Below are 21,711 nucleotides of genomic sequence, written 5' to 3'. Positions count from 1 at the left end.
TAATGGGGCCAATGGTACGCCGAGCAGATGCAGGGCGAGTGTGCTTTCAATTTGTTACAACTGTGCCTTGCCAATACCGAATTGAGTTTAAAGGTGTTGATACTTACTCTAACTTAGAGTCAATTCAATTAGGGCAACATCTTTACTTAAATTTCATCAATGTCATGCCAGTCAGTGGCCAGTTTACAGTAGATTCACTGATCTATTATTCGTTACATGATGAAGATAAAAGCATTGATTTGTCGTCTTATTGTTACGAGCGAGCTGAATCTCCTGCATTTGTGATCCCCAATAGGCTCGATAGAATTCTTCATGGTTCCTGTCGTAACCCTCATCACCCAGCAAAAGATAGTCTCGTTGCTGCTGACAAATGGCAAAATGACCAGCGTCAATCTCTTAATGCAGGTGCTGACTTATTATTGTTATCTGGCGATCAAATATATGCAGATGATGTCGCAGGGCCTATGCTGCTCGCGATTGAAAAAGTGATTAGTTTATTTGGTGTGTTTGTAGAGCCCGAACTTGATTTAGATTTACCAGCAGGGTTTGAACAACAACTTTATAAGCGCCATTTACACTTACCTAAAGTGCCTTGGCAAAAACGCAGTAAATTTGGTGTTGGTTATTGGCTCAAAAAAGATGAGCCGCACTTCTCAAGTTTAAAAGCTGAAAACCACTTAATTCATTTTCAAGAATTTATAGCGCTTTATTTACTAAACTTTAGCCCTGTTACTTGGCAGTTAATCGAGTTTGAAACAATTGAATGCCCAGCATTAGCTCCTAAATACGCTAATTTATTCAAACTTGAAAAAGACGCTTTACTTGGTTTCGCAAAAGGCCTTAGTAGTGTCGAAAGATTATTTGCCAATGTATCGACATTGATGATGTTTGATGATCATGATGTCACCGATGATTGGAACTTAACCGCAGGATGGGAGCAGGCTATTTATCAGCACCCAGCTAGCCGACGCATAGTAAATAATGGCCTGATTAGTTATTGGTTAATGCAAGGGATTGGTAATGATGCGGGCGCTAACTCGTTGTCTTTATTGCCAAGTTTTAAGCAGAGTTTAAAGAAGCAGAGTTGGCATTTTAAAGACTTTGATAGGCTAATACTCAATTTTAACCATTGGCATTATGAGCTTAATACCATACCCAAAGTTGTGGTGCTCGATACCCGAACCCATCGCTGGCGTAATGAACAAAACTTCAATGAACCATCTGGCTTACTTGATTGGGAGAGGCTAACAGAATTAGAAGAAAGCTTATTGTCTCACGATAAAGTGATTATTGTATCTCCAGCACCGGTGTTTGGTGTTAAATCAATTGAAGCAATCCAAGCTATTTTTAATTTTTGTGGGCAACCTTTGCTTGTTGATGTTGAAAACTGGATGGCCCACGAAGGTTCCGCTAAAAAGCTACTTGATACTTTCCGTCGTGAAGATACACCAAAAGAAACCTTGATACTCTCTGGTGATGTACATTATTCATTTTGTTTTTCAGTGCAAAAGCGCTTTGGCAAACATAAAAATCGTATTTGGCAGTTAACCGCCAGTGGTATTAAAAATGAGTTTCCTCGCAAGCTCATTAATGTACTCGATAAGCTAGATTCGATTTTATATGCCCCAAAAAGCCCACTTAACTTTTTTACTAAACGTTGGCAGATGGAAGTTGATAAACACCAAACCATGGGGGAAGGGCAAAAGTATTTGGTTAGTAATGCAGCTATCAGTTTGATAGAACTCAATGATGGTTTGCTCGCAAAATATGAACTAATTCATGCTGACAACCAAATTACAGAATTCGATTTAAACACACATTAATCGAATACTCAGAATAAAAAAACGCCCAGAACGAATCCGCATTGTTCTGGGCTTAGGGGTGGCTCGTGCGAGCCTGCGCTAACTATAAAAAAACACCTTCTAAATTCAGTAGGGAGAAGTAGAAAGTACTTTTAAGTGTAGTTAATTAGCAGGAAATTGCACGGTAAATGTACAAATTTTATACTAGTTTAAAATCAGCCTGTTACGGCTTTTTACCTAAAAAGGTGCCTACTTTATACAAGCCTTATGCGCAACTTATACCCAAGTTATCAACTGGGCATTTTGTACTAAATCACGTGGTAATGAGTTCTTAATTTTATTCTTTTGCCACTTACCAAGGCCTACAGGACAGCCACATAACATTAACACTACTTCACCATTATCTTGAGTTGGTTTTTCGAGCCGAATATCTTTACCGTTAAAGTAATCGTTTGCTTGGCAAGCAGACATCTCAAAGGTATTTTTATCGCAATCTTGGCCAAATACGGTGGCAAATTCATGCGCTAAGCGAACCCCACCTTTGTGAATTACACCAAGTTGAATACCTAAACGTGAGTATTTAATTTTATCTTGCAGTTCATCAAAGCCATCACGAAACAACCAAAGCTCTTTATCACGCTGCATTAAAGTGCCTTTTAGTGATTTTAGACCGAACTGTTTTTTAATTGTTTGCATAAACGCTTGGCTTTGCTTTTTATCAAACTCAGCAAACGGAAATGCGCCTTTCTTAACTTTTTGATTGGGGTTATCGCTTGACGCTATTTTCTTAAATTTAGCGATGAAGAAACCTTCACTATCGTAAGTTTGCGGCCAAACGTGCAAATAACCTTCGCTGGTTGTCGCTTTATCTGCGCCATCGAACAGGCTATCGAGTGATTGTACTTCGATGCAATCAGGGAACTCAGCTAATAGGTATTCGCACACTTGTTGGTTTTCAAGGGGTGTTAAAGTACAGGTCGAATAAACTAATGTGCCGCCGGGTTTTAGGGCATAAAAGGCACTTTTGATGAGTGCTTTTTGCACAGCAGCAATGTCAATATTAGATTCGATTGACCAATTCTTTAGGGCGTCTGCATCTTTACGAACCGTGCCTTCACCTGAGCACGGGGCGTCTAGCAAAATACTGTCGAAGCACTCATACATGTAATCTCCAAAGATCACACCATCAAAATGTGATAACGCACAGTTACCAACCCCCATACGTTTGAGGGTTGCTGCCAATACTTTTAAGCGAGACGATGACAATTCATTGGCAACTAACACGCCACTATTATCCATCATGGCAGCGATTTGTGATGTTTTTGAACCTGGTGCCGATGCCATATCTAATACCGTATTGCTTTGCTCAACCTCGGCTCTCAGTGCCACCGGCGGCAGCATTGAACTGGCTTCTTGCACATACATAGCACCACTTAAGTGTAAATCGGTATTTCCGATGGCAAGGGCTTTTTCTTCCTCACTTGGACGTGTTAACCAGAATCCTTCTTCGCACCATGGAATTGCTGTTAACTCCCATCCTTTATTGGCGCATTGACGCTGAAATTCATCGACTGACATTTTTAATGTATTTACGCGAACTGAGCGTCTAAGTGGGCGACGACAGGCTGCAATAAAGTCGTCTAATGATAAATGTTCAGGAAGGTAGCTTTTTACATCATCAATAAATGAATCTGGAATATATGTATTAGCGTCCACTAAATGGCTCTCACGTCACGTAATAATAGGCGGATCATACCATTTATAGCGCTGTCAGGGGATATTTTTAGCTTTTTACGAGCGATATTGAAGTGTCGACAAATTGCCAATATAAATGTCTTTTATAGTCATTATTTTTGATAAATATCATTTTATGTCGACATTTTGCTGGTTTTTTAGTCTGTTTTTCCGATCTCAAGGTTGACACATTCGATGATAGGGCGCATAGTGAACTCACAAATTGTCGACAATCTTAATTAAGTACTTAAATAGACCTATTTATGACAGAGCAAAAAGCCAACGATAACTACAACGATATCACGATAACAACGGCATCAGACCAAGTGTTTGTCGACATGCGTCGTGAAATTGTACAAGGCACCATAGAGCAGGGTAGCAAAATTTCTGAGCCAGAACTTGCTAAACGCTATGGTGTAAGCCGTGCCACCCTTCGCGAGGCGCTAAATCGTTTAGAGAGCTGTTATTTGGTAGAGCGTAAAGCCAATGTTGGTTGCCGTGTAGTCGCACTGACCGCTGAGCGTTTAATCGAAGTCTATCAGGTACGTAGTGCCCTTGAGGGGCTCGCTTGTCGGTTAGCTGCCGACAACATGGAACCTGAAGAAGTGCAGGGTTTAAAACAGTTATTGAACCAGCACTTACAAACACAGCGTGTAAAAGAAGGTGAATCATACTACCAAGAAGCGGGCGACCTTGATTTTCATTATCGCATTATAAAGGGGTCGAAAAACGCACACTTAATTCATCTTTTATGTAATGAGTTGTACCAGTTAATTCGTATGTACCGAGTACAAATGGGTATGGTTGGGCCGCGTGTATCAAAAGCATTTGATGAACACTTGGCGATTATTAATGCCATTGAAAACCATGACGGTGAATTAGCCGAAATGCTTATGAAACGCCATATCAGCGCGTCTCAGGCAAATATTCAGACTAAGTTTGACTTACTCGCAGCAAAAAATCAGTAGCGCCGTAGTTAAACAGTCACAATTTAGATTTAAAAATAGAGTCAGCCAAAGAGCTGAAACCGTTCAAAGATAGGAGTTATCCAATGTCAGCAGGATTAAAGTTCAAACAGGCAATTGCCAACAACAAGCCATTGCAAGTGGTTGGCACCGTCAATGCGTACTGCGCAATGATGGCAGAAAAAACAGGTCACCAAGCACTTTACCTCTCAGGTGCGGGTGTTGCTAACGCGTCATACGGCATGCCAGATTTAGGTATGACTAGCCTAGATAACGTACTTGAAGATATTCGTCGAATTACCAGCGCTACCGACTTACCGCTTCTTGTAGATGCTGACACAGGTTGGGGCGGTGCATTTAATATTGCTCGTACCGTTAAAGAAATGACCAAAGCGGGTGCTGCGGGCTTCCATATTGAAGACCAAGTAGCTCAAAAGCGTTGTGGTCACCGTCCTAATAAAGAAATCGTGTCTAAAGATGAAATGGTTGACCGTATTAAAGCAGCGGTTGATGCCAAAACTGACAGTGATTTTTACATCATGGCGCGTACTGACGCATTCCAAAAAGAAGGCTTAAATGCAGCGATTGATCGCGCCGCAGCATGTGTTGAAGCTGGCGCAGACGCTATTTTTGCAGAAGCTGTACATGATTTAGCAGATTACCAAGCGTTTGCTAAAGCGTTAAATGTGCCAATTCTTGCGAATATCACTGAATTTGGTCAAACACCGCTCTATACAAAAGAGCAGTTAAGCGAAGTTGGTGTTGAAATTGTACTTTATCCATTAAGTGCATTTAGAGCCATGAACAAAGCAGCGCTTAATGTGTATTCGTCTATTCTTAACGAAGGCTCACAACAAAGCCAATTAGACAACATGCAAACACGTGCAGAATTATATGAGTTTTTAGATTACCACTCATATGAAAACACACTCGATAACCTTTTCTCAGCTAAAAAATCATAACGACAACATATAAGGAGAACACTCATGGTAGATAAAGCATTAGGCGGCGCAGGTTTACGTGGTCAAGTAGCAGGTGAAACAGCACTGTGTACAGTAGGTAAATCAGGTTCAGGTTTAACTTATTGTGGTTATGATATTAGTGAATTAGCAGATAAAGCGCAGTTTGAAGAAGTGTCTTTTTTACTGTCGCGTGGTGAATTACCAACAGAATCTGAGCTTACTGAATATAAAGCAAAGCTAAAATCACTACGTGGTTTACCTGAAGCACTAAAAACAGTGCTTGAAAATATCCCTAAAGACGCACACCCAATGGATGTAATGCGCACCGGTTGTTCTATGCTAGGTAACCTAGAAATGGAGCAAGATTTCTCACAAGCGAATGATGCGATTGACCGCCTAGTTGCCGTATTCCCAAGCATTATTTGTTACTGGTATCGTTTTAGCCATGACGGCGTTCGTATCGACACTGAAACTGATGATGATTCGGTAGGTGCACACTTTTTACGTTTATTACATGACAAAGCACCATCAGCACTGTTTGAGCAAGTAATGAATGTGTCTTTAATTCTTTATGCTGAGCATGAGTTTAATGCATCGACATTTACTGCGCGTGTGTGTGCATCAACATTGTCTGATATTCACTCTTGTGTAACGGGTGCGATAGGTAGCTTACGTGGTCCATTACATGGTGGTGCGAACGAAGCGGCTATGGATATGATTGAAGGCTTCACAAGTGCAGACCAAGCTGAAGATGCACTAATGGGTATGCTTGAGCGTAAAGACAAGATCATGGGCTTTGGTCACGCTATCTACCGCGAATCAGATCCACGAAACGTGATCATCAAAAAATGGTCAGAAAAACTGGCTGCAGAAGTGGGTGACGATGTTCTTTATCCAGTGTCTGTTCGCTGTGAAGAAGTTATGTGGCGTGAAAAGAAATTATTCTGTAATGCTGATTTCTTCCATGCATCTGCGTATCACTTCATGGGTATTCCAACTAAGTTATTCACGCCAATTTTCGTAATGAGCCGTGTAACAGGTTGGACAGCACACGTGAAAGAGCAACGTGCTAACAACCGTATTATTCGCCCAAGTGCAGATTATACGGGCCCAGAAGCGCGCAGCTATACGCCAATTTCTGAGCGTTAATCGTTAATTAAATCAGTGATAGGGGTAGCTTAGCTGCCCCTTTATGAAGGGGCGAAATAAATACAAAAACAATCAGCCTACCTTTGTTCACCGTCACCAAGTACAAGTAGAATCATCATGAATACAAATTTTAGAAAACCATTAGCAGGCACAGGAGTAGATTACTTTGACACTCGCGCTGCTGTTGATGCAATTAAACCGGGCAGCTATGCCACACTTCCTTATACATCGCGAGTACTTGCCGAAAACTTAGTTCGTCGTTGTGAACCTGAAATGCTAAATGATGCGCTGTCGCAATTGATTGACCGTAAGCGTGATTTAGATTTTCCATGGTTTCCTGCTCGTGTTGTGTGCCACGATATCTTAGGTCAAACAGCGTTGGTTGATTTAGCAGGCCTACGTGATGCCATTGCTGCAAAAGGCGGCGATCCTGCAAAAGTAAACCCTGTGGTACCAACACAGTTAATTGTTGACCATTCATTAGCGGTTGAACACGCAGGTTTTGAACCTGGTGCATTTGAAAAAAACCGTGCTATTGAAGATCGTCGTAATGATGACCGTTTTCATTTTATCAATTGGACGAAAACAGCATTTAAAAATATTGATGTGATCCCGCCGGGTAACGGCATTATGCATCAAATCAATTTAGAGAAAATGTCACCGGTGATCCAAAACCGCGATGGCGTGGCATTCCCAGATACATTAGTTGGTACAGATAGCCACACACCTATGGTCGATGCATTAGGTGTTATTGCAGTCGGTGTAGGTGGTCTTGAAGCTGAAAGCGTGATGCTTGGCCGAGCGTCTTACATGCGTTTACCAGATATTGTGGGTGTCGAGCTCAAAGGCAAGCCACAACCGGGTATTACTGCAACTGATATCGTATTAGCGATCACCGAGTTTTTACGCAATGAAAAAGTTGTGTCGACCTACCTTGAATTTTATGGTGAAGGTGCCGATGCACTTACCTTGGGTGACAGAGCAACTATTTCTAATATGACGCCAGAGTTTGGCGCAACAGCTGCGATGTTCTACATTGATGACAACACACTTGATTACCTACGCTTAACAGGTCGCGAAGAAGAGCAGGTTAAACTAGTCGAAACTTACGCAAAAGAAACCGGTCTTTGGAGCGATAGCCTTAAAACGGCAGAATATGAGCGTGTGTTAACCTTTGATCTGTCATCAGTTGGTCGCAATATTGCGGGCCCATCGAATCCACATCGCCGTGTTGCAACAAAGGACCTTGATAAAGCGGGTATCACTGGCATCGTTGAAAATGAAGAAGGCTTAATGCCAGATGGCGCCTGTATCATTGCAGCGATCACAAGTTGTACTAATACCAGTAACCCACGCAATGTAATTGCTGCTGGTTTACTTGCGCGCAATGCTAACGCTAAAGGGTTAACCCGTAAGCCATGGGTTAAAACATCACTGGCACCGGGTTCTAAAGCGGTTAAATCTTACTTAGAAGAAGCAAATTTATTACCTGAACTCGAGCAACTTGGCTTTGGTATCGTTGGCTTTGCATGTACGACCTGTAATGGCATGAGTGGTGCGCTTGATCCAAAGATTCAGCAAGAAGTGATTGACCGTGACTTATATGCAACAGCTGTACTTTCGGGTAACCGTAATTTTGATGGCCGTATTCACCCTTATGCTAAACAAGCATTCTTAGCTTCACCACCACTGGTTGTTGCTTATGCCATTGCTGGTACTATTCGCTTTGATATCGAAAAAGATGTATTAGGGTACGATCAACAAGGCAACGAAATTCGCTTAATGGATTTATGGCCATCAGATGAAGAAATTGATGCAGTGATTAAACAAAGTGTTAAACCTGAACAATTTAAAAAGGTTTACGAGCCAATGTTTGATTTAAGTGTTGATTACGGTGAAGACAACGATCCGCTTTACCAATGGCGTCCACAAAGTACTTATATTCGCCGTCCTCCTTATTGGGAAGGCGCATTAGCGGGTGAACGTTCGCTTAGTAATATGCGTGCATTAGCTGTACTGGGTGACAACATCACTACTGACCACTTATCGCCTTCAAATGCGATTTTAGCGTCAAGTGCAGCTGGCGAGTACTTAGCTAAAATGGGCCTCCCAGAAGAAGATTTTAACTCGTATGCTACGCACCGAGGCGACCATTTAACTGCACAACGTGCAACATTCGCTAACCCTAAGTTATTGAATGAAATGGTTAAAGAAAATGGTGAAGTGAAGCAAGGTTCATACGCTCGTATTGAACCAGAAGGCAAAGTGACACGTATGTGGGAAGCAATCGAAACCTATATGCAGCGTAAACAACCGCTTATCATTGTGGCAGGTGCCGATTATGGTCAAGGCTCATCACGTGACTGGGCTGCAAAAGGTGTACGCCTTGCAGGTGTTGAAGTGATTGCTGCGGAAGGCTTTGAGCGTATTCACCGCACTAACTTAATTGGTATGGGCGTACTACCGCTAGAATTTAAAGCCGGTACTACGCGAACTACATTAGGTATTGATGGCAGTGAAACCTTTAGTGTGAAAGGTGAGCCAACACCAGGTGCAACCCTGACTTTAGTGATCACCCGTGCCAATGGTGAAACCGTTGAAGTACCAATGACGTGTCGTTTAGATACAGCTGAAGAAGTGTCAATTTATTCAGCGGGTGGTGTGCTGCAACGTTTCGCGCAAGATTTCTTAGAATCTGAGGAGCACTAAGCAATGGCGTTTAAACCACAAATTAAGGTGGCAGCGACCTATATGCGTGGCGGCACCAGTAAAGGGGTGTTCTTTAACTTAACTGATTTACCTGAGCCTGCCCAAGTGGCAGGTGAGGCGCGCGATAACCTGTTATTGCGTGTAATTGGCAGCCCCGATCCTTATCAAAAACAAACTGATGGCATGGGCGGCGCAACGTCAAGCACCAGTAAAACGGTGATTTTATCGAAAAGCGCTAAAGCTGATCACGATGTCGATTATCTGTTTGGTCAAGTGGCTATCGATAAAGCGTTTGTTGATTGGAGTGGTAATTGCGGCAATTTAACTTCAGCAGTCGGGGCCTTTGCTGTGTCGAACGGCCTTGTTGATGCCAACAAAATTCCAGAAAACGGCGTTGTCGAAGTAAAAGTATGGCAAGTCAATATTAGTAAAACCATCATAGTGCATGTGCCAATTACAAATGGTGAAGTACAAGAAACTGGTGATTTTGAGCTTGATGGCGTGACCTTTCCTGCCGCTGAAGTAAAACTTGAATTTATGGACCCTGCAGATGGAGAAGGGGCCTTATTCCCAACAGGTAACTTAGTCGATGAGCTAGAAGTGCCGGGTATTGGTATGTTGTCTGCAACGATGATCAATGCGGGTATTCCGACAGTTTTCATTAACGCCAGTGAAGTTGGCTACGATGGTACAGAGCTGCAAGAAGCCATTAACGGTGATGTATCTGCGCTTGAAAAGTTAGAAACGATTCGCGCCTACGGAGCGTTGAAAATGGGGCTAATTTCTCATATTGATGAAGCAAAAGCACGTCAACATACGCCAAAAGTAGCTTGGGTAGCACCAGCTAAAACGTATCATGCATCAAGCGGAAAAGTTGTTAGTGATACTGATATTGATTTAGTGGTACGTGCTATGTCGATGGGTAAATTGCACCATGCCATGATGGGCACCGCTGCGGTTGCAATAGGTACTGCAGCTGCTATTCCTGGCACCTTGGTTAACCTTGCTGCAGGCGGTGGCGAGCGTCAGGAGGTAAACTTTGGTCATCCTTCTGGTACTTTAAAAGTGGGTGCCGCTGCAACGCTTGTTGATGATAAATGGCAAGTCACAAAAGCAAGTATGAGCCGAAGTGCGCGCGTGTTAATGGAAGGCTGGGTTAGAGTGCCTGAGTAGTAATCTATATTATACTGATATGATCAAAATAAAGCGGCGGTTACGTCGCTTTTTCTAATCCGTAGCACTGTTGTTTCATGCCTTCAATAAACTCATCAAACTTGCCGCTTTGTTGCATCATTTCTATTTCATCATTCAAATCTTGTAAAACTTTTTGCCAATGCGGTGTTGATTTACTGACAGAGTAATAAAGTGCTTTGTATTCAAGTTTTGGTTCTAGTGCGACCAGTGATTCTAATATTTGTCGCTTACCCTTAATTGATAACTCAGATTTATGAACGCTGGCTTTTAACACTTCAAGATCTGCCACAATGAGGCTTACACGATTACTTAATAAGAGGTGTATTAATTGATACTCATTATTTGCCACGATTGTATCGATTTCTTTGTTATCGATCATGGCATCTAATTCTTTGGTGTTTTTATATGAGCGTACCACTCCAATAGGCAGGTCTTTTACTGAGTTTAAGTCACCATTGAAAGGGATTTGGTTTCCTTTTAACGCCACGAAAGATAGATCTCCTCCCGGGATTGCATGACTTAAAGCGAGTAAATCGTTTCGGGTTTTATCTAAAAAGTTATCAGAAATCACATTACCTTCAATGAAGTACTCAGGAAAGAGAATATCGGCTCGGCCTAATTCAGCTTCTCTAACTGCACGAGCCCAAGGGTAAAAACTAATATGAACGCCGTAGCCTTTTTCAAGAAGAGCACTGACCGTAAATTGGAAAAGCCAACCTTTATTACATAAGTTTTCATCTATATAAGGGGGCCAATCGAGGGTAACGAGCTTTAGAACGTGTTTGGCATCTAGGTTATAACCGTACCCGCCATTAAAGCGTACCGCTTGCTCTGTAATAAATTCGCCATCCATTTCATAAGTAACAGGAGTAAGGTTAGCAATAGCTTGATATGAAAAAAATAAAAATAACGCTGCAAACAGTTTCATATAGTATTTAAGTTTTGTTATTTACATATAGCTTAGTCTTTTGCTGTAAATATACAACCTAATCACTTGAACAATATACCTCTAAGCTGTGGCTTAAATCTAATTCATATCGTTGACAGGGTATTCGCAACATAGTAAATTTCGTCGGGTGTGGCGAAGTGTTACACCGCTTTAAGGACGACCTTAAAGTTGTGATTTTAATTCGGGGACGACCCCATAAAGAGGTCGACCATGAATTGGATCTTACTTATTACTGCCGGCTTACTTGAAGTCGCTTGGGCTTATGGCCTAAAACAATCAAACGGTTTTACTAAACCACTCATCTCATTCTTTACAATTTTAACTATGGCTGCGAGCTTTTATTGCTTAAGTGTGGCGCTTAAATCATTACCACTTAGTTTGGCTTATGCCGTTTGGGTAGGTATCGGCGTAATTGGCTCAGCAATTATTGGCATGACGCTATTATCTGAAGGCGTGAGTCTATTAAAAATAGCCAGCTTACTGCTGATTGCGCTTGGCATTATTGGTTTGAAACTAGCCAGTTAGATTTTTTATCTCTGATAATAATTAAGTAATATTTCGGATTGGTATTAAATAAAAATCCGATAGGCTGTCGCTCTATCGGATTTTGGTCCTGATCAAATGTAATTTGGGATTTATTACTTAGTGTAATTTCTTATAATCAACGACCCGTTGCTGTTGTACACCTAAGCCTTCAATGCCTAGGGTTACAACATCACCATCGTTCAAATAAATTGGCGGAGTTTGCCCTAAACCAACTCCCGGTGGAGTGCCTGTAGAGATAACATCGCCTGGTTGTAGGCTCATAAATTGGCTGAGATAGCTAACAATAAACGCAGGATCAAATACCATGGTTTTAGTATTACCATTTTGGAATTGGGTATCGTTTACTTTTAACCACATATCTAAATTAAGTGGATCAGCAATCTCATCTTTGGTTACTAGCCAAGGACCAAGTGGACCAAATGTGTCACAGCCTTTACCCTTATCCCATTGGCAGCCACGCTCTAGTTGAAAGTTACGCTCAGATACATCATTACAAACACAATAACCAGCTATGTAGTCATTGGCATTTTCAACATTGACATAGGAGGCGTGCTTACCAATGACGATGGCAAGTTCAACTTCCCAGTCTAATTTTTCGCTGTTTTTAGGTTTGATAATATTATCGTTAGGTCCACTGATGGCGCTGGTGGCTTTACTGAATACTTCAGGCTCATTTGGGATTGCCATGCCAGATTCTGCAGCATGATCTGCGTAGTTCAAACCAATGCAAATGAACTTACCAACGTTAGCAACGCATGCGCCGATTCTTACTGACTCATCTACAATAGGCAGTGATGTAAGGTCTAAGCGTTTTATTTTTTCTAGGCTCTCAACTGAAAGAGCGGCTCCATTAACATCATTAATAATGCCACTTAAGCAACGAATTTTACCGTCACCATCTATAATACCGGGTTTTTCTTGGCCTTCAGGGCCATATCTGAGTAGTTTCATAATGATTCTCTTTACTTCAGTTAATTATTAAGTGTGACGAAACCGCCATCAATCGGGAAATTACTGCCAGTTATAAATGCAGCGTCGTCTGAGCATAAGTAATCAACAAGTCCTGCGATTTCTTCAGGTTTACCCATGCGACCAATAGGTTGGCTTTTTGAGAGCTTTTCAAACATCTCAGCCTGATTATCTGGGTAGCTTTGTGCTAAAAAGTTATCAACAAAAGGGGTATGAACACGACCAGGGGCAATACAGTTACAACGAATACCGTATGATAAATAATCTTTTGCTACAGAGTAGGTCATGGTTAAAACGGCACCTTTAGTCATTGAATAGGCAAACCTATCGGCAATTCCTACGGATGAAGCAACAGATGCTAGATTAATGATGACGCCGCTCTGTTTTTCTTTCATGCTTGCAATGGCTGCATGCATACAGTTATAAACACCTTTAACATTGATGTTGTAGAGTCTGTCTAAGTCTGACTCTGTGGTATTTTCGATATTGCCAATGTGGGCTATACCTGCATTGTTTATCAGAATATCAATGGCATAGTGTTTTTTTATAGTTGCAAACAACTCAGCTACTTGTTGATGGTTCGCTACATCCACTGCAAATGCTTGTGCAGATCCACCGTTTTCATTTATTTCTTGCATCACTGTGTTTGCAGCATCGATATTTAAATCAACAACAAGAATATGCATATTCCGTTTTGCTAAACGTAAACAGATACTTCGACCTATTCCGCTACCACCTCCTGTTACTAAGGCAATTTTTTTTGAGCTTTGCTGATTCATAATGTGTCCTTAAAAGGTGTGATTAGAGTAACTTATAAAAATTTCGCGCATTTTCTGACCATATCAACTGCTGTTCTGCTTTAGGCAATTCATTGATCAATGCCTGACTAATGTCATGCCACAGAGCATAACTGCCATTCATGTTGACAACAGGCCAATCACTTCCCCAAAGAATTCTTTTCGGACCAAACAATTGATAAATGAGCTGAAAATATTGACGATAAATAGCAACATCAACACAATCTGTTGCAGCTTGTGTCATTAGTCCTGAAAACTTAATAGAAACATTTTCTAACTCTGCTAAGCAGGTTAACTGGCGTTGCCATTTTGTTGACATAGGTTTTGTTAAGTCAGGTTTAGCAAGATGGTTAACTACAATATTTAATTGTGGATAGCGCTTTGCAATTGATGTTATCTGCTCAAGATGTATCTCAAGTATGAGTGCATCAAATGTAAGGCTGTTGTTTGCTAAAAAATCAAAAATAGCAGCAAAATCGTCATTGAGTATCCAGTCAGGGTCGTCAATATCTTGCAACATTGGACGAATACCTTTGAAATAGGGATTTTTACTTAATGACGCTAAATGAGAAATGACATCGTTGGTTTGAAAATCAACCCAACCGACGACACCTGCTATGAAATCAGTTTTATTAGCTAGTTCGAGCAAGAAGTATGTCTCATCTATTGAATCTGCAGCTTGAACCACAATTGTGCTCGTTATGCCATATAACTCTAATGCTGGAGCTAGTAATTCAGGCAAATGATCTTTATAGAGACAAGTAAAGTCAGAAGTTAGCCAGTTATAGTCTCCTCGGCTTAATTGCCAAAAGTGTTGATGGCTATCTACTTTTTCTATTTTTGAGCTAGATGTTGATTTCATAATTACGCTCATTACATCGGTACTGGGGCATTTTCAGCAAGTAACTGTTCAGATTTTAAATCTTGCCAAAATGCAAAAGGGATCACTTCATTAAATAGCTGTACAGTTTTTGCAACTCGCTTTGCATTGCCAAGGCCTGGAATAACCGATGCAACTGCTGGGTGTGCAAGCGGAAATTGCAGTGCAGCAGCAGCGAGAGTGACATTATGGTCTAAACAAATTTGCTCAATTTTATCTACTTTTAAAATTACTTCTTTAGGGGCAGGGTTGTAGTTATAAAAGGGCGTTTTGTTAGTGCGAACGCCAGTTGCTAATATGCCCGAGTTGTAAGGACCGCCGAGAATTATCGACGTACCATTTGCAATGCATTGAGGAAGAAACTCGTTGACTGGTTCTTGTTCAAGTAATGAGTATCGGCCGGCTAATAAAAAACAATCAAACTGGCCAATATTCATGGCACGCTTACAAATTTCTACTTCGTTTACACCTAAACCAATCGCTTTGATTTGTCCGCTACTTTTAAGTTCATCAAGTGCTCTATAACCACCTTGTTCGAACTGCATAAAATAAAATGAATCTCTATCTCCATGAGTATCTCTGCCAAGATCATGAACCAGAAGAATATCAATTTCAGCGAGCCCTAAACGTTGCTGACTATCCTCAAATGAACGCATAATGCCATCGTAGCTGTAGTCATATTGAGCATCAAAAGGCATTGGAGTAGCAAAACCATGGCGAAGCTGCGTTACATCCGCTTTCGCGTCTGGTTTAATGAGTCTTCCTACTTTTGTGGATAATATATAATCCTGTTTTGGAAGTTCCCTTAGTGCATCTCCCACTCGACGTTCACTTAGTCCTGCACCATAACGCGGAGCTGTATCAAAATAGTTGATACCTATATCAATAGCCGATGATAAAGTGTTTTTAGCTTCTTCATCACTGACTGGTTGATATAAATTACCCATAGACGCAGCCCCAAAACCTAACGTTGATATATTTAGGTTTGTGTTACCAAGTTGACGAGTGTTGAAAACGTTTTTCATAATACTCCTACCATATTGTTCAGCTATTTAACTAGGAAGCTTGGTAAGTCCGTTACTTTTTCACAGCCTAATTGGTTCATTATCTGCGTTACCTGCATCATCAATGCATTAATGGTATGAATGCCTCCTTTATCACCTAATGCGCCAACGCCATATACAAAAGGTCTACCCAGAAAAGTAAAATCTGCTCCACTTGCTAGGGCACTCACAATATTAGTGCCGCTTCGTAAACCGCTATCCATAAATATCTTTATGTCTTTTGAATACTTAGATGCGATAGTTTGTAGTGGTTTTACTGGTGATTCACCTGCATCAAGTTGTCGACCACCATGATTAGAAATTACGACAGCATCAGCGCCAAGTTCTATAGCCGATTTCACATCTTGTTCACTAATTAATCCTTTTATTACTAATGGCCCTTGCCACATATCTCGTATAGGCTTTAGTCCCTCAATATCTACACGGCCCATAACCGTTTTATTCATAAATGCTGCAAGTTCATCAGTTGGCATGTCTTTAGGCATATAGGGTTTTAGGGTTTGCATTTCAGGCTTGCCGGCAAGCGCTGTTTCGTAAAACCAACGGGGTCTACTTAGCATTTGCATGATGTTTGAAAATGTCATTTTAGGTGGCATCGCCAAACCATTGCGAATATCTCTTGGGCGATAGCCAAATGTTGGCACATCAACTGTGACAACCAATACAGGGTAGTGTGCTGCTTTTATGCGACTTAATAGATCTTTACGAATGATCTCATCTGTTGGGTTGTATAATTGGAACCAAGCATGACCCTCAGACACTTCTGCAATACGCTCAAGGCTAGATGACGAAACAGTACTTAATACATAAGGGATGTTTTTTTCAGCGGCAGCTTTAGCCAGTATCTCAGGCGCTTTTGGCCACATTAGGCCTTGCAAACCAACGGGTGCAATTCCAAAAGGAGCAGAGTAGGTGTGGCCAAATAGTTCAACTGATTGATCGCTGCCAGAAAAAGGCTTTAATAATGTACTACGCAATTGTACAGCATTGATCTCGTCTCGATTTCGCTGAACACTTCGCTCTTCCATACAGCCACCTTCAAGGTAGTCAAATGCAAAGCGTGGTATGCGTTGTTTGGCTTTTTTCTTGAGGTCCGAGATATCAGGGTATTTATGATTAAAGTAATTATTCATGATGATGTCCTCTGCTCACATTAATTCAAGCAAGCAGGTCCTATGCTGTCGAATGTTTTATAAGTTAACAAAAATTCCTGATGTCCCATTTGTTCAGATTTACTTTGTTCACCACTTGCAATGCGGACAATAAGATCAAAGATTTCATCTCCCACTTGCTCTACCGTTTTCTGACCTTCGATAATACTTCCAGCATTTATATCCATGTCATCACTTAAGTTTTTGTATGTTTCAGGGTTTGCGCAGATTTTAATTACTGGCGAAATAGCTGAACCAACAACGGAGCCACGACCGGTTGTAAATAATGTGATGTGGGCACCTGATGCAATCATTTCGATGATTTCTTGATTATCAGAAATGTTTGGAAATCCAAATTTAGGGTCTCCATCAGGGACTACATCCATCAAGAATAAGCCTTTTTTGTGAGGCTCTTCACCTGGTTTAATAATGCCATTAATTAACGAGCCACCTGACTTAGCATAAGCTCCCATTGATTTTTCTTCTTGTGTTGTTAAGCCACCCTCTGCATTACCCGGAGCAAAGCTGCCATAGCCCATTTTTGTGTAATATTTCTCAGCTTTTATGACACAAGATACAAGCTTGTCTGCAAGGTCTTTCGATTCGGCCCTTTGCGCCATTATTTGCTCGCAGCCCACAAGTTCGCCGGTTTCTTCAAAAATGCAGGTTGCATTTTGCGTAATTAAACGGTCGAAACACTTACCAACAGCAGGGTTTGCGCTGATACCACTGGTGCCATCTGAACCACCACAAATTGTGCCAATAACTAATTCATCAACTGTCATATCAACAACAGGGCATGAAGAAATTTGTTCTAGCATAGCCGCAGCTTCTTGAACCCCTTTATCAATGGTGTTTTTTGTTCCGCCGTTATTTTGAATAACAAGCGTACTAACGGGGCGACCAGACTGACTGATAGCTTCACTTAAGTGTTCACGGTTGAACCCTTCACATCCCAAAGAAACGAGTAACACACCGCCAACATTAGGGTGGGTACACAGTTTAGTCATCATAGAAAGTGCATAATTGTTTGGATAGCAGCCAGGAAAGCCAATAAGTTGGATGTCTTGGTTATTTGACTTATTAACGATTGTTCTTGCCACATGGTGTGCACATTCAACTAAGTAGGCTACAACCACAGTGTTACGAATACCTTTTTTACCATTACTTCTTAAATAGCCCTGCATATTAATCTCCACTAACTGAGTGCCTAGTGTGGCTTGCTATATAGTCACTCTTCATATTGTGAAGGTGCACATGCTGTCCTTTTTCAATATCGTCAGTGGCAGATCCGATAGGCACACCGTATTTTAAAATTTGTTCGCCTTTTTGAATTGCACGGCAGGCAACTTTATGACCAACAGTGACATCTGTATTTAGCGTTAGCTCATCATTTGCAATGGTGATCGCTTCACCAAGGTATGCAGCCTGACAACAAACAATGACGTTGTCTTGTTCATGCAGTAACACAAATTTATTTCCAGACATTCAATCCTCACAATTAAAGTTTGTTGGTACACTAGTAATTTATTTTAAGTATGAATTATTTTTTCATATTTAAAATATTTGTAATAATTAAACAAGTCAACATCTTTCTTTTGTCTCTAGCCACTGTCATTTGTTGCTAAAGCCAGGAACCTTTAAAAAAATAGTAAATAAACAATTGTTTTTTATAGACATATTTAAAATAATATTTTTCTTATATGAAATTTAATTGTATATATGAATTTATCGTGCAATCTTTTAAACATGAACTGTACTAAGCAGTTCGTATTAACAGCATTTAACTAAGAGCGTAATTAACAATGAACACATATCAATTAGGTACAAAAGAGGGAGGGGAAACTGCACCATTAATCGCAACGGATATGCTGATACCTTTTATTCTGGTTGCAGCACTTTTTCCACTTTGGGGCTTTGCAAATGACATTACCAACCCGCTGGTAAAAGCGTTCAAAGATATTTTTCTAATTTCAAATGCACAGAGTTCTCTTGTGCAATTTGCTTTTTACTTAGGGTATGGAGTGATGGCTATTCCTGCCGCATTGTATATTCGGCGATATTCTTATAAATCTGGGATACTACTTGGACTTGGGCTATATGCACTGGGTGCATTACTATTTATTCCTGCCAGTTATTACATGGAATTTAATTATTTTTTGGCTTCTTTGTGTATTTTAACCTGTGGATTGGCACTCTTAGAGACAACTGCAAATCCTTATATTTTATCAATGGGAGATGAGCGGACAGCCACAAAGCGGTTAAATTTAGCGCAAGCATTCAACCCTGTTGGTTCGTTGATGGGCATGTTTGTTGCTTCAACTATGATTCTAAATAAGCTTGAAATAGAACAGTTTAGAGCTGAAGAAAAATTACAACATCCAGAATATGCACATTGGCTCCCCGCAGTTGTTGATGAAAAGCTTACCGAAGCACTTTATACCTTTTCAAAAGAAGAACCATTTAATCATATGGCGATGCAGGCAGCTGATTTGGCGACAATACGCGACCCTTATGTGGTAATTGCTATGATTGTTATTGTCTTATTTTTTATCTATTTATTTTATCGCTTGCCTAATACACAGGCTGTTAAAGTAAATCAAAGTGACAATAGCGCGAAGGAGGTTTTTGTAAAACTTATTAAAAATAAGCGCTATGTTGAAGGTGTGATTGCTCAAGTTTTTTATGTTGGTGCACAAATTATGTGCTGGACTTTTATTATCCATTACGGGATGACTGAAGTAGGCTTAACCGCTTCTGAAGCGCAGAATTACAACATTGTTGCTATGTGTGTTTTTCTGGCCAGTCGCTTTATTTGTACGTTTTTACTTAATTGGGTTAATGCCGCATTACTGCTGATGATCTTTGCAATTGCTGCAGCGAGCTTGACGTTTGCTGTCATTTTTACCGGGGGCATGCTCGGATTGTATTGTCTTATTGCTGTTTCGGGGTGTATGTCTTTAATGTTCCCAACAATTTATGGTATCAGTTTAGGCGGTTTAAAAGCCGATGCAAGTATCGCATCCTCAGGGTTGGTCATGGCGATTGTCGGAGGAGCGCTAATGCCACCTCTACAGGGGCAGATGATTGATGCAGGGCCACTGATAAAGTCACTAAGTGCAGTACAAACCTCTTTTTTACTACCTTTAATTAGTTTTATGGTGATAGCTGTTTTTGCTTATCGCGTTATCTATATACATAAAACATCAGTGGAGAAATGAAATGCAATATTGCTTAACATTAGAGCTAGAAAACAACGATGATTTAATAGCCGAATATGAGAAATACCATGCCCCGGGAAATGTATGGCCTGAAGTTGTAGCGGCAATCAAAGAAGTGGGTATAACGAACATGGCGATTCATCGGCTAGGTACACAATTAATAATGATACTTGATACCTGCGATGACTTTAGTTTTGAACACAAAGCCAGATTCGATGCTCAAAATAATAAAGTTCAAGAATGGGAAGCATTAATGGAAAAGTTTCAAAAGGTTGATACGTCATCCAGTAAATCTGCTAAGTGGAAGCTTGTTGAGCGGATTTTTTCACTGGATGAACAAATAGCAGCTTATTAAATGGTTATGGCGCTTTTTCTCATAAATGAAACTAATGTATACTTTTGTAATCTGAGGAAATTTTATAGCTAGTCTCAAAAAACTAGTGAGTTATATTAAGGTGAATATCAGTGGAAAAAGAAACGGATTCTAAATCACGGAAAAAAGTGTATTCAGCTCCTGCGCTTGAAAAAGGATTGGATTTGCTTGAATTGCTGTCAAGTGAAGTAGACGGTCTCAATATCACGGATATCACAGCACGACTCGATCGTTCGGTCGGCGAGTTGTTTAGAATGTTGGCTGTATTAGAGCAACGCGGCTATATTGAAACGCCAGCGGGAAGTGATAGGCATAGATTAACCTTAAAGCTCTTTGGGCTAGCCAATCGGTTTCCACCTATTAAGCGTTTAACATCGCTAGCTAACCCTTTGATGCACAGATTATCTTATACCATAGAGCAATCTTGCCATTTAGTGATCTACTACGAAGGTAAAGGTCATGTTGTAGTGCAGCAAGATTCACCTTCGGCACGTATCTTTAGCGTTAGACTTGGCGCTGAAGCACCCTTAGTAAATACCTGTTCAGGGCATTTATTGTTGGCGTTTTCTGAACGAGAAAAGCGTGATTTAATGCTAAGTCGTGTGCCAAGTGACCACCCACAAGCAAATTCTGAACAACTCGAGGATATAATCAATCGTGTTAAAAGTCAGGGGTATGAGAGTGTAATTAGTGCGCAAGCTCATGGAGTAAATGATATTGGTTATCCGGTGTTTGATGCCACAGGTCAAATCGCAGCGGCATTAGTTGTGCCATTTATTGATTTCACTGACGGCTCTCATACAACTGATATGGCAATGATCCACGAAAATATGCAGGTAACAGCTTTAGAGTTGTCGAAGCTATTAGGGTATGAGTGATCCCAATTATCAAATTAGAATATTTAGAGTTGGTACGAGCGAGTAGATTCGAACCACAGACCTTTGGAGCGTGTCATAAAGAGTGGTAGTGCGCTAAGCGACTGAGCTTTATGCTATAGGATATTTAGAATTGGTACGACCGAGTGGATTCGAACCACCGACCTTTGGAGCGGGTCATAAAGAGTGGTAGTGCGCTAACTAGCTGAGGTTTGAGATATTGTAAATTAGTAAATTTAGAATTGGTACGACCGAGTGGATTCGAACCACCGAGCTTTGGAGCGGGCCATCAAGAGTGGTAGTGCGCTAAGCGACTGAGCTTTATGCTATAGGATATTTAGAATTGGTACGACCGAGTGGATTCGAACCAC

General features: G+C 40.8%; 19 protein-coding genes. 10 read left to right on the top strand and 9 right to left on the bottom strand.

All coding sequences use genetic code 11. From position 1 onward, the window contains the following. The first annotated feature begins 2 nt into the window (after window positions 1–2). Window positions 3–1,823 carry an alkaline phosphatase D family protein gene (locus ACSFVZ_RS02740; protein ID WP_435558155.1) on the top strand — a complete coding sequence of 607 codons (1,821 nt, stop codon included), beginning with the start codon at window positions 3–5 and terminating at the stop codon, window positions 1,821–1,823. A 255-nt stretch (window positions 1,824–2,078) separates the two neighbouring features. Here ACSFVZ_RS02740 and rsmF read toward each other — a convergent pair whose 3' ends face one another. Further along, window positions 2,079–3,518, bottom strand: a complete 1,440-nt coding sequence (rsmF, locus tag ACSFVZ_RS02735; RefSeq protein ID WP_435558039.1) for a 16S rRNA (cytosine(1407)-C(5))-methyltransferase RsmF — start codon at window positions 3,516–3,518, stop codon at window positions 2,079–2,081. A 281-nt stretch (window positions 3,519–3,799) separates the two neighbouring features. Here rsmF and ACSFVZ_RS02730 point away from each other — a divergent pair, with 281 nt between their 5' ends. From ACSFVZ_RS02730 to prpF, 5 genes are all read left to right on the top strand, one after another. Then, entirely contained in the window at window positions 3,800–4,504 is a 705-nt protein-coding gene (locus ACSFVZ_RS02730) for a GntR family transcriptional regulator (protein WP_054554723.1), read from the top strand. A gap of 83 nt (window positions 4,505–4,587) precedes the next feature. Beyond that, window positions 4,588–5,463 carry a methylisocitrate lyase gene (prpB, locus tag ACSFVZ_RS02725; protein ID WP_135924348.1) on the top strand — a complete coding sequence of 292 codons (876 nt, stop codon included), beginning with the start codon at window positions 4,588–4,590 and terminating at the stop codon, window positions 5,461–5,463. Between the two features lie 24 nt (window positions 5,464–5,487). Next, complete coding sequence (gene prpC, locus ACSFVZ_RS02720; protein ID WP_435558038.1) at window positions 5,488–6,612, top strand: bifunctional 2-methylcitrate synthase/citrate synthase; 1,125 nt, start codon at window positions 5,488–5,490, stop codon at window positions 6,610–6,612. A gap of 117 nt (window positions 6,613–6,729) precedes the next feature. Then, entirely contained in the window at window positions 6,730–9,321 is a 2,592-nt protein-coding gene (acnD, locus tag ACSFVZ_RS02715) for a Fe/S-dependent 2-methylisocitrate dehydratase AcnD (RefSeq protein ID WP_435558037.1), read from the top strand. A 3-nt stretch (window positions 9,322–9,324) separates the two neighbouring features. Beyond that, window positions 9,325–10,494: a 2-methylaconitate cis-trans isomerase PrpF gene (gene prpF / locus ACSFVZ_RS02710; protein WP_435558036.1), complete on the top strand. Its 1,170-nt coding sequence runs from the start codon at window positions 9,325–9,327 to the stop codon at window positions 10,492–10,494. A 40-nt stretch (window positions 10,495–10,534) separates the two neighbouring features. On the opposite strand, the gene ACSFVZ_RS02705 is transcribed toward prpF, so the two are convergent. Further along, window positions 10,535–11,443 (bottom strand): substrate-binding periplasmic protein, encoded by a 909-nt coding sequence (locus ACSFVZ_RS02705; protein WP_435558035.1) that lies wholly within the window; start codon window positions 11,441–11,443, stop codon window positions 10,535–10,537. A gap of 231 nt (window positions 11,444–11,674) precedes the next feature. Here ACSFVZ_RS02705 and ACSFVZ_RS02700 point away from each other — a divergent pair, with 231 nt between their 5' ends. Then, entirely contained in the window at window positions 11,675–11,989 is a 315-nt protein-coding gene (locus ACSFVZ_RS02700) for a DMT family transporter (RefSeq protein WP_435558034.1), read from the top strand. Between the two features lie 117 nt (window positions 11,990–12,106). On the opposite strand, the gene ACSFVZ_RS02695 is transcribed toward ACSFVZ_RS02700, so the two are convergent. Genes ACSFVZ_RS02695 through ACSFVZ_RS02665 form a run of 7 tightly spaced genes read right to left on the bottom strand, consistent with a single transcriptional unit; the run spans window position 12,107 to window position 18,359 of the window. Further along, window positions 12,107–12,961 (bottom strand): fumarylacetoacetate hydrolase family protein, encoded by an 855-nt coding sequence (locus ACSFVZ_RS02695; protein ID WP_138558457.1) that lies wholly within the window; start codon window positions 12,959–12,961, stop codon window positions 12,107–12,109. Window positions 12,962–12,981: 20 nt separating this feature from the next. Next, window positions 12,982–13,758, bottom strand: coding sequence for an SDR family NAD(P)-dependent oxidoreductase (locus ACSFVZ_RS02690; RefSeq protein WP_135924355.1), 777 nt, complete (start codon window positions 13,756–13,758; stop codon window positions 12,982–12,984). A gap of 22 nt (window positions 13,759–13,780) precedes the next feature. After that, complete coding sequence (locus ACSFVZ_RS02685) at window positions 13,781–14,638, bottom strand: amidohydrolase family protein (protein ID WP_435558033.1); 858 nt, start codon at window positions 14,636–14,638, stop codon at window positions 13,781–13,783. Between the two features lie 11 nt (window positions 14,639–14,649). After that, on the bottom strand, window positions 14,650–15,681 hold the full coding sequence (locus ACSFVZ_RS02680) for an aldo/keto reductase (RefSeq protein ID WP_435558032.1): 1,032 nt from the start codon (window positions 15,679–15,681) through the stop codon (window positions 14,650–14,652). A 23-nt stretch (window positions 15,682–15,704) separates the two neighbouring features. Beyond that, complete coding sequence (locus tag ACSFVZ_RS02675; protein WP_435558031.1) at window positions 15,705–16,853, bottom strand: alpha-hydroxy acid oxidase; 1,149 nt, start codon at window positions 16,851–16,853, stop codon at window positions 15,705–15,707. A 20-nt stretch (window positions 16,854–16,873) separates the two neighbouring features. After that, window positions 16,874–18,058 carry a UxaA family hydrolase gene (locus ACSFVZ_RS02670; protein ID WP_138558462.1) on the bottom strand — a complete coding sequence of 395 codons (1,185 nt, stop codon included), beginning with the start codon at window positions 18,056–18,058 and terminating at the stop codon, window positions 16,874–16,876. A 1-nt stretch (window position 18,059) separates the two neighbouring features. Then, window positions 18,060–18,359 (bottom strand): UxaA family hydrolase, encoded by a 300-nt coding sequence (locus tag ACSFVZ_RS02665; RefSeq protein WP_135924360.1) that lies wholly within the window; start codon window positions 18,357–18,359, stop codon window positions 18,060–18,062. A gap of 317 nt (window positions 18,360–18,676) precedes the next feature. Here ACSFVZ_RS02665 and fucP point away from each other — a divergent pair, with 317 nt between their 5' ends. The 3 genes from fucP to ACSFVZ_RS02650 all read left to right on the top strand — a co-directional run bounded on the left by fucP (window position 18,677) and on the right by ACSFVZ_RS02650 (window position 21,343). Then, entirely contained in the window at window positions 18,677–20,092 is a 1,416-nt protein-coding gene (fucP, locus tag ACSFVZ_RS02660) for an L-fucose:H+ symporter permease (protein WP_435558030.1), read from the top strand. Between the two features lies 1 nt (window position 20,093). Then, window positions 20,094–20,447, top strand: a complete 354-nt coding sequence (locus ACSFVZ_RS02655) for an L-rhamnose mutarotase (protein WP_435558029.1) — start codon at window positions 20,094–20,096, stop codon at window positions 20,445–20,447. A gap of 110 nt (window positions 20,448–20,557) precedes the next feature. After that, on the top strand, window positions 20,558–21,343 hold the full coding sequence (locus ACSFVZ_RS02650; protein WP_235382397.1) for an IclR family transcriptional regulator: 786 nt from the start codon (window positions 20,558–20,560) through the stop codon (window positions 21,341–21,343). Window positions 21,344–21,711: the final 368 nt, after the last annotated feature.

This window comes from Pseudoalteromonas nanhaiensis, assembly GCF_051235485.1.
Classification (GTDB): domain Bacteria; phylum Pseudomonadota; class Gammaproteobacteria; order Enterobacterales; family Alteromonadaceae; genus Pseudoalteromonas; species Pseudoalteromonas lipolytica_C.
The sequence above is the reverse complement of the archived record's forward strand: the minus strand, read 5'-3'. Positions and strand labels throughout refer to the sequence as shown.